Raw genomic sequence first — 7723 nt, 5'->3', positions numbered from 1 at the left:
CCACGCTCACGCCGGCGTCGCGCACTGCCCGTGCTCGAACATGCGACTCGCCTCGGGCATCGCGCCCGTGCGCAAGATGCGCGACGCCGGCGTGAGCGTGGGGCTGGGCGTGGATGGCTCGGCATCGAACGACGGCGCGCACATGCTCGGCGAGGCGCGCCAGGCGCTGCTGCTGCAACGCGTGGGCTTTGGCCCGGCGGCGCTGACGGCGCGCGAGGCGCTGGAAATCGCCACGCTCGGCGGCGCGAAGGTGCTGGGGCGCGACGACATCGGTGCGCTGGCGGTCGACATGGCGGCCGACTTCGTGGCCTTCGACCTGAGCGCGATCGAGTTTGCCGGCGCGCTGCACGACCCGGTGGCGGCGCTGGTGTTCTGCGCGCCGGGCAAGGTGGCGACCAGCGTCATCAACGGCCGCGTCGTGGTCAGCGAAGGGCGGCTTGCGACGGTGGATCTGCCGTTGGTGATCGAGCGCCACAACGCGTTTGCGCGCGAGCTGGTCAACGGCTGAGCGGCGCGGCTCGCTTCGCGCGTGGCGTGGCGTGGCGTCAGCGCGCCGCCGCCAGCCGCAGCACCGCCGCCGCGATCGGCCGCGCCCAGTCGGGCATCGCCTCGGCGGCGCAGAGGGATTGCAGCTTCCCGTCGCGCCAGTGCAGCAGCGCACGCGGCGCCGGCGCGCTGCCGGCCTGCGGATCGCCCTCGGCGCTGTTGTCGAACAGCTTCAGCTCGGCCAGCCGGGGCAGCAGCGCGATCAGATTGCGGCGGCCGGCGTCGTAGCGGCGCCGGATGTCGGCCTCGGGGATGTCGTGGCCGCCCTTGGCCACCCGCTCGCGCACGCGCTTCAGGTGCAGCTCTACGCTCGCCAGCCCCACGTACCAGATGCGCACCGCAAAGCCCGCATCGGCCGCCGTCGCGAGCAGCGCCGGCAGGGTGCTGGCGCCGAGCGTGGTCTCGAAGTTGAAGTCGAGCCGGCCGGCGATGGCGCGTTCGAGCAGCGTCTTGCCGGCGGTCCAGGCCAGACCGTTGGCCTCGCGCTGGCCCAGGCCGGGATTGGCGGCGATCAACTTGCGCGCGACCTCGTCCGGGTTGAACCAGTCGGCGCCCGACTGGCGCAGCAGCGCGCCGGCCACACTGCTCTTGCCCGCGCCGTTGGTGCCGGCGAGCACGCGCAGCGTCGGGCGCGGCGCGGCGGCAGATGGGTTGGGACTGGCGCCGGCGGGCGGCGGCGCGGCGGTCATCCGCGCGCGGCGGCCACGGCGGCGGCGCCGAGCGCCTCGGGCGTGGCATCGAACAGCGCATCGCCGGCGGCCCGCGCCTCGGCGGTCTGCATGCCGGCCAGCAGCGCCTCGAACTCGGCGCCGAGCGCTGCCAGCGGATCGGCCGGTGCCGGCGCGGCCGCCGTCAGCGCGCGCCAGGCGTCGAGCGACAGCAGCACCGCCTTCGGCGCGTCATGCCGGGTGATGGCCACCGCGCCCTGGGCGAAGGCGGTTTCGAGCACGCGGCCGAACTCGTTCTTGACCTCGGTGGCGCTGAAGGCGGGCATCTCGACCGACTGGCCGAGGGCGGTGGTAAGACTCAATGCCGATGCAGCCATGGTCGATCTCGCTTGCCGGGAATGAGTTGGCCAGTTTAGCCATTCCGGCCGGAATTGCCATGCCAATCGCGCCGGCCGTCGCTTGCCGCCGCGCGCCGGCCCGGCCCAGGCTTGCGTCGTCCGCGCCCAACCTCCACCGCCACCATGCGTACCCGCGATCCCGTTCCCCGCCCGCCCGCTCCCGTCTACACCCGCACCGCGCCCCAGCTCGGCAAGCCGCTCGAAGGCTGGCGACTGGCGCTCTACACCGTGATCTTCGAGGCCGACACGCGCGCCGGCCGGCTGTTCGACCAGGCCGTCATCGCGCTGATCGTGCTCAGCGTGGCGGTCGCCATCCTCGACAGCACGCAAAGCCTGTCGGCGCGGCTCGATCCGGCGCTTTATGTGGCCGAATGGGTCTTCACCCTGCTGTTCACCGCCGAATACCTGGCGCGGCTGATCTGCGTGCGCCATCCCTGGCGCTATGCGCGCAGCTTTTTCGGCGTGATCGATCTGCTGTCGATCCTGCCCACCTATGCGGCGGTGTTGCTGCCGGGCGCGCATGTGCTCATCGACGTGCGGGTGCTGCGGCTGCTGCGGGTGTTCCGCATCTTCCGGCTCACCGCCTATGTGGCCGAGTTCACCGCGCTGGCCCAGGCGCTGGCGGCCAGCTATCGCAAGATCGCCGTGTTCCTGAGCTTCGTGCTGATGCTCATCCTGGTGTTCGGCTCGCTCATGTACGTGGTCGAGGGGCCGGAGAACGGCTACACCAGCATTCCGGTGGCGATGTACTGGGCCGTCACCACGGTGACGACGGTCGGTTTCGGCGACATCACGCCCAAGACCGAGCTGGGGCGGCTGATCGCCTCGGTGATGATGCTGCTGGGCTGGGGCGTGCTGGCGGTGCCGACCGGCATCGTCACCGCCGAGATGACGGCGCAGCGGCGCGGCTGGCAGCCGCACACCGTCACCACGCGCAGCTGCCACGCCTGCCTGACCGAAGGCCATCTGCCCGAGGCCAATTTCTGCCGCAACTGCGGCGCCCGCCTGCCCGAATGGCGCAGCGACGCGGCTGCCGGCAGTCCCAGCGACGGGGCGCGTTGAGGCGGCGGCGGTCGGCAGCTGCGGGCGAATGCCGCTTGCCGGCGTCGCCGACTCAGCCCGCCTCGGGCGTGGCGGCCAGCGCCGGCGCCAGCAGCGCGCGCTTGTGCGCCACCGTCGCCCAGTGCGCATGGTCGGGCGGCGCCGGTTCGCGCACCGTGATGACCGGCCAGCCGGCATGGCGCGCAAGCCGCGCGTTGATCGCGGCAAAGGCTTCCTGGCCCGGCGGCAGCGCGGTATCGGCATGGATGGCGCCGACCGGGCATTCGGGCACGCACACGGCGCAGTCGATGCATTCATCGGGATGGATGGCGAGAAAGTCGGGCCCGGCGCGAAAGCACTCGACCGGGCAGACCGCCGCGCAATCGGTATGCCGGCAGCGGATGCAGGCCTCGGTCACGACGAAGGGCATGGCTCAGCCCGCAACCCAGTGCCCGAGCAGCCCGAGCGCGCCCACGCCCCAGGCGATCGGCGCGCCCACGACCAGCGTGGCGACGAACAGCCGCCACAGCCGCAGGAGCGGGCCGGCGCTGGCGATCGGGCCGCGCGCTGGCGCGGCCGGTGGGGACGAGAGCTGAGTCATGGCGATCAAGGCGGGAAACCGGGGCCGCCGACCGTAATCCTTTCGTGACGGTTGATCGAGCGCGCTAGCGTTGAGGCTTTGTTTCCCGAGAAGAAAGCCATGGACGGACTGCTGGGCCTGAAGGTCTTTCGCGAGGTGGTGGATGCGGGCAGTTTTGCCGGCGCGGCCGAGCGGCTGGGCCTGTCGGCCGCGATGACCAGCAAGCACATCGCTGCGCTGGAGCGCCGGGTCGGCGCGCGGCTGCTCAACCGCACCAGCCGCCATCTGAGCCTGACCGAGGTCGGCGCGCGCTATCACGCCCAAGCCGCCGGCGCGCTCGAGCTGCTCGACCAGGCCGAGGCCGAACTGCTCGGCACGCAAGACCGGCCGCGCGGCCTGCTGCGCGTGACCGCGCCGGTCTGGGCCGCGACGCCGCGCTTTGCCCGGATGCTGGTGGACTACCACGCGCGCTATCCCGAGGTGGTGATCGATCTGCGGCTGGAAAACCGCAAGGTCGATCTGGCGTCGGAAGGCTTCGACCTGGCGCTGCGCGTGACCAACGATCCCGCGCCCTCGCTGGTCGCGCGGCCGGTCTGCCCGATCCGGCTGCTGCTGGTGGCGGCGCCGGCCTATCTCGACCGCGCCGGCCGGCCGGCCGGGCCGGACGACATCGCGCGCCTCGACGCGATCCTGCCGACCTATGTGGACATGAGCTCGGTGACCCTGACCGGCCCCGCCGGCCCGGTAAAGCTGCGCCCGCGCGCCGTGCTCAAGACCGACGACACGCTGCTTGCGCTGCGCGCGGTGCAGGCCGGCCTCGGCATCGCCTGGCTGCCCGATGTGCTCATCGTCGACGACCTGGCCGACGGCCGGCTGGAGCGGCTGCTGCCCGATCACGAGCATCGGCCGTTCATGCTGCATGCGCTGTGGGCGAGCCGGCGCTTCATGCCGCCCAAGCTGCGCAGCTTTGTCGACTTTGCGGTGGCGGCGCTGGGGTGAGGCGGCGCGCGAATGCTTTTTGCCGACTTTCTTGCCGACCGCCCACGGCCCGGTCGCCCGGGCCGCTCGGCTCAATTCGCGTCGCTCGCCTTGTCCTCGCACTGGGCGCATTCCACCTGCTCCGGCGTCAGCCGGGCCAGCTTGGCCGCCGCGTCGCGCAGTGCGGTGCGCAGGCCTTCTTCCACCACCGGGTGATAGAAGGGCATGTCGAGCATCTGGGCCACGGTCAGCTGCTGCTGCACCGCCCAGGCCAGCAGATGCGCGATGTTCTCGGCGCGCGGGCCGAGCCATTCGGCGCCCAGAAAACGGCCGCTGCGCACGTCGGCATACACATGCATCAGGCCGGCGTTCTTCAGCATCACGCGGCTGCGGCCCTGGTCGGCAAAGTCGACCGTGCCGGTCACGAAGCAGCCCGGTTCCAGTTCTGCAAAGCGCTTGCCGGCCATCGCGATCTGCGGCTCGCTGAACACCACCGAAATCGGCGCGCGGCGCAGGCCGGCGGTCACTTCGGGCCAGTGGCCGGCGTTGTGGCCGGCGGTCTTGCCCTCGTCGGCGGCCTCATGCAGCAGCGGCACGATGTTGTTCACATCGCCGGCCAGAAACACCGGATGGCTGCCGCATTGCAGCGTGGCCGGGTCGAACAGCGGCACGCCGGTCTTGTCCAGCTCGAGGCCGGAGTTCTCCAGCGCCAGCTTGCCGACATTGGGGCGGCGACCGGTGGCGGCCAGCAGATAGTCGTAGCGCTCGGTCACCGGCTCGGGCCGGCCCGGCTCCACATAGGTGATGACGACCTCGTCGCCTTCGCGGTGAATGTCGGTCACGTCGGCATCGGCCGAGAGCGGGAACTCGGCGCCGAAGATCGCGGCCGCCGCGTCGATGATCGCCTCGTCGCTCAGCGGCCCGATGCGCCGGCCCTTGCCGAACAGCCGCATCTGCACGCCCAGGCGGTGCAGCGCCTGACCCAGCTCCAGCCCGATCACGCCGGGGCCGAACACCGCCACGCGCCTGGGCAGGTCGTCCCAGGCGAACACGTCGTCGTTGACCACCAGCCGGTCGCCGAGCGCGCGCCACGGCGGCGGCACGGCGGGCGCCGAGCCGGTGGCGATCACGATGCGGCCGGGCTTCACCACGGTGTCCTCGCCGACCAGCAATTCCATCGGCGCGGTGAATTTCGCGAAGGCTTCGATGCGGTCCTCGGCCGGGATCTTGAGCACGCTGTCCACCACAAAGCCGACGAAGCGGTCGCGCTCGCGCTTCACGCGGTCCATCACTTCACGGCCGTCGACGCGCACGGCGCCGTCCACATGCACGCCGAAGGGCGCGGTGTGCTGGGCGGCGTGGGCGGCCTCGGCGGCGGCGATCAGCAGCTTGGACGGCATGCAGCCGACGCGGGCGCAGGTCGTGCCGTGCTGGCCGCCCTCGATCAGCAGGGCGCTGGCGCCGGCCGCCTTGGCGGCGCGGTAGGCGGCCAGACCGGCCGTGCCTGCGCCGATGATGGCGACGTCGGGGGTCAAGGTTTTCATCGGTTTCTCCGGTGGTGGCACCGGCTGGGCCGGGGCGCTTGCAAGGGATTGCAGGAATTCGGGCTGCACGCGTCCGGCCGGGGCGCGCGGGCGCTGCGGCGAAACGGATGTGCGGTGGGGAAAAGCGGGGCGCGCCAGGCGCGGGGGAGGCGGCGCTGCGTTGCGGCGTCAAGCGGCTGCCGGGCGCGCAGCGCCGTCGGGTCGGGCACCCGGCGCGCAGTGGCGCCGGGCGGCATCGCGGCTTACTTGCCGGCGACGAAGGCGGTCACTTCTTCCGAGCCGCCGATGAGCTTGCCGTTCACGAACACCTGCGGCGCGGTCATCTTGCCGCTCAGCGCGCCCAGCACCTTGCCGCGCACCTTGTGTTCCAGCGGCACTTCGATGAACTCGTAGCCGGCGGCCTTGAGTTCTTCCTTGGCCTTGGTGCAGAACGGGCAGCCGGGCTTGGTGAACACCACCACCTGATCCGGCGCCTTGGCTTCGGGCGCGACGAACTTGAGCATGGTGTCGGCATCCGACACTTCGAACGGGTCGCCTTCCTTGTCCGGCTCGATGAACATCTTGATGACCACGCCGTCCTTCACCAGCATCGAATAGCGCCAGCTGCGCTTGCCGAAGCCGATGGCCGACTTGTCGACCAGCATGCCCATGCCTTCGGTGAACTCGCCGTTGCCGTCCGGGATCATGAGGATGTTGGCGCTCTCCTGATCCTTGGCCCATTCGCTCATCACGAAGCCGTCGTTGACCGAGATGCAGGCCACCGTGTCGACGCCATTGGCCTTGAGCGTGGCGGCCAGCTCGTTGTAGCGCGGCACATGCGACGACGAGCAGGTGGGCGTGAAGGCGCCCGGCAGCGAGAACACCACCACCGTCTTGCCGTCGAACACTTCAGCCGTCGTCAGATCCTTCCAGGCGTTGTCGACGCGGGTGCGGAAGGTGACGTTCGGGACGCGTTGACCTTCGCGGGATTGCAGTTCAGCCATCGTTTTCTCCAGTGTGTTCGGGGTTGTTGCGGGTTGAAGGGCGCTGCCTGTTGCAGCGATGGAGCGAAGTATCGGGAGGGGGTGGCGATAGGTCTAATTCATTGTGTTAAGCGAATCGATAGTTTATTGGCTATCGATTCCGCAGGCCCGATAGATTCGGCCAAAACGTCATCAGAACCCGGCTTCGCTGGTGAAAGCCAGCAACTGTCCGCCGACGGGATGCGCCAGCTCAAGCCCGCTGGCATGCAGCAGCAGGCGCGGCGCGGCGGCCAGCGCGGCGGCGTCGGCATACAGCTCGTCGCCGAGGATGGGATGGCCGAGCGCCATCAGATGCACCCGCAGCTGATGCGAGCGGCCGGTGACCGGCACCAGTTCGAGCCGGCTGCCGCCGGGCGCCGGCCCCAGCACGCGCCAGTGCGTGAGCGCCGGCTTGCCGGTCGCGGCGCAGACCTTCTGGCGCGGCCGGTTGGGCCAGTCGGCGGCGAGCGGCAGATCGATGCTGCCGCTCGGCGCGGCGGGCCGGCCGGCGACCACGGCGAGGTAGCGCTTGCGCGTCTCGCGCGCGGCGAACTGCCGGCTCAGCTCGCGCTGGGCGGCGGCGCCCCGGCCAAAGCAGACGATGCCCGAGGTGCCCAGGTCGAGCCGGTGCACCACCAACGCATCGGCGAAGCGCGCCTGCACGCGGCTGGCCAGGCAATCGGCATGCTGCGGGCCGCGCCCGGGCACGCTGAGCAGGCCGGGCGGCTTGATCGCCACGATCAGCGCCGCGTCGGCATGCAGCAGATCGAGGCTGGTATCGGGCGGCGGTGCGTAGACGAGCGCGGGCGGGGGCAGGGCGGCGGGCATGTGCCGATTATCGGCGCCGCTCGCCGGGCGGCCGACCGGGCGGGCGCGACTGGCGCCGGGCCGGCATCAGGGCGAGCTGTCGAGCCAGGGCATCAGCGCCAGCAGCCGCGCGATGCTGGCCGGGCCGGTCTCGGCGAAC

At 71.3% G+C, this 7723-nt stretch carries 10 protein-coding genes; 3 read left to right on the top strand and 7 right to left on the bottom strand.

Translation table 11 applies throughout. The annotated features are described in order from the left end of the window. A partial coding sequence (locus tag B9P64_RS21550) for an amidohydrolase family protein (RefSeq protein ID WP_139826455.1) occupies nucleotides 1-508 on the top strand: 508 nt, incomplete at its 5' end. 37 nt (nucleotides 509-545) lie between these two features. On the opposite strand, the gene B9P64_RS21545 is transcribed toward B9P64_RS21550, so the two are convergent. Together B9P64_RS21545 and B9P64_RS21540 are read right to left on the bottom strand one after the other, a co-directional pair. Beyond that, nucleotides 546-1235, bottom strand: a complete 690-nt coding sequence (locus B9P64_RS21545; RefSeq protein ID WP_085318168.1) for an AAA family ATPase — start codon at nucleotides 1233-1235, stop codon at nucleotides 546-548. Next, nucleotides 1232-1591, bottom strand: coding sequence for a type II toxin-antitoxin system Phd/YefM family antitoxin (locus tag B9P64_RS21540; protein ID WP_085318167.1), 360 nt, complete (start codon nucleotides 1589-1591; stop codon nucleotides 1232-1234). The genes B9P64_RS21545 and B9P64_RS21540 overlap by 4 nt, the downstream gene beginning before the upstream one ends. 144 nt (nucleotides 1592-1735) lie before the next feature. Here B9P64_RS21540 and B9P64_RS21535 point away from each other — a divergent pair, with 144 nt between their 5' ends. Beyond that, a complete protein-coding gene (locus B9P64_RS21535; protein ID WP_085318166.1) occupies nucleotides 1736-2674 on the top strand; it encodes an ion transporter in 939 nt (312 codons plus the stop codon). Between the two features lie 52 nt (nucleotides 2675-2726). Here B9P64_RS21535 and fdxA read toward each other — a convergent pair whose 3' ends face one another. Together fdxA and B9P64_RS25880 are read right to left on the bottom strand one after the other, a co-directional pair. After that, the gene (gene fdxA / locus B9P64_RS21530; RefSeq protein WP_085318165.1) at nucleotides 2727-3083 is read right to left on the bottom strand and encodes a ferredoxin FdxA; all 357 of its coding nucleotides are present in this window, start codon (nucleotides 3081-3083) and stop codon (nucleotides 2727-2729) included. Nucleotides 3084-3086: 3 nt separating this feature from the next. Then, a complete protein-coding gene (locus tag B9P64_RS25880) occupies nucleotides 3087-3254 on the bottom strand; it encodes a hypothetical protein (protein WP_176256924.1) in 168 nt (55 codons plus the stop codon). Nucleotides 3255-3353: 99 nt separating this feature from the next. Between B9P64_RS25880 and B9P64_RS21525 the strand changes: the two genes are divergently transcribed. Continuing rightward, complete coding sequence (locus B9P64_RS21525; RefSeq protein ID WP_085318164.1) at nucleotides 3354-4232, top strand: LysR family transcriptional regulator; 879 nt, start codon at nucleotides 3354-3356, stop codon at nucleotides 4230-4232. Between the two features lie 71 nt (nucleotides 4233-4303). Here the strand turns inward: B9P64_RS21525 and B9P64_RS21520 are convergent, their stop codons facing one another. The 3 genes from B9P64_RS21520 to B9P64_RS21510 form a co-directional block, all read right to left on the bottom strand. Then, nucleotides 4304-5755 carry a dihydrolipoyl dehydrogenase gene (locus tag B9P64_RS21520; protein ID WP_085318163.1) on the bottom strand — a complete coding sequence of 484 codons (1452 nt, stop codon included), beginning with the start codon at nucleotides 5753-5755 and terminating at the stop codon, nucleotides 4304-4306. A gap of 242 nt (nucleotides 5756-5997) precedes the next feature. Beyond that, on the bottom strand, nucleotides 5998-6738 hold the full coding sequence (locus B9P64_RS21515; RefSeq protein ID WP_085318162.1) for a glutathione peroxidase: 741 nt from the start codon (nucleotides 6736-6738) through the stop codon (nucleotides 5998-6000). Between the two features lie 171 nt (nucleotides 6739-6909). Next, nucleotides 6910-7584, bottom strand: coding sequence for a pseudouridine synthase (locus B9P64_RS21510; protein ID WP_085318161.1), 675 nt, complete (start codon nucleotides 7582-7584; stop codon nucleotides 6910-6912). Between the last annotated feature and the right edge of the window lie 139 nt (nucleotides 7585-7723).

It is taken from the genome of Derxia lacustris (genome assembly GCF_002105195.1).
In the GTDB taxonomy this organism is placed as follows: Bacteria; Pseudomonadota; Gammaproteobacteria; order Burkholderiales; family Burkholderiaceae_E; genus Derxia; species Derxia lacustris.
This window is presented reverse-complemented; position numbering and strand designations above follow the sequence as displayed.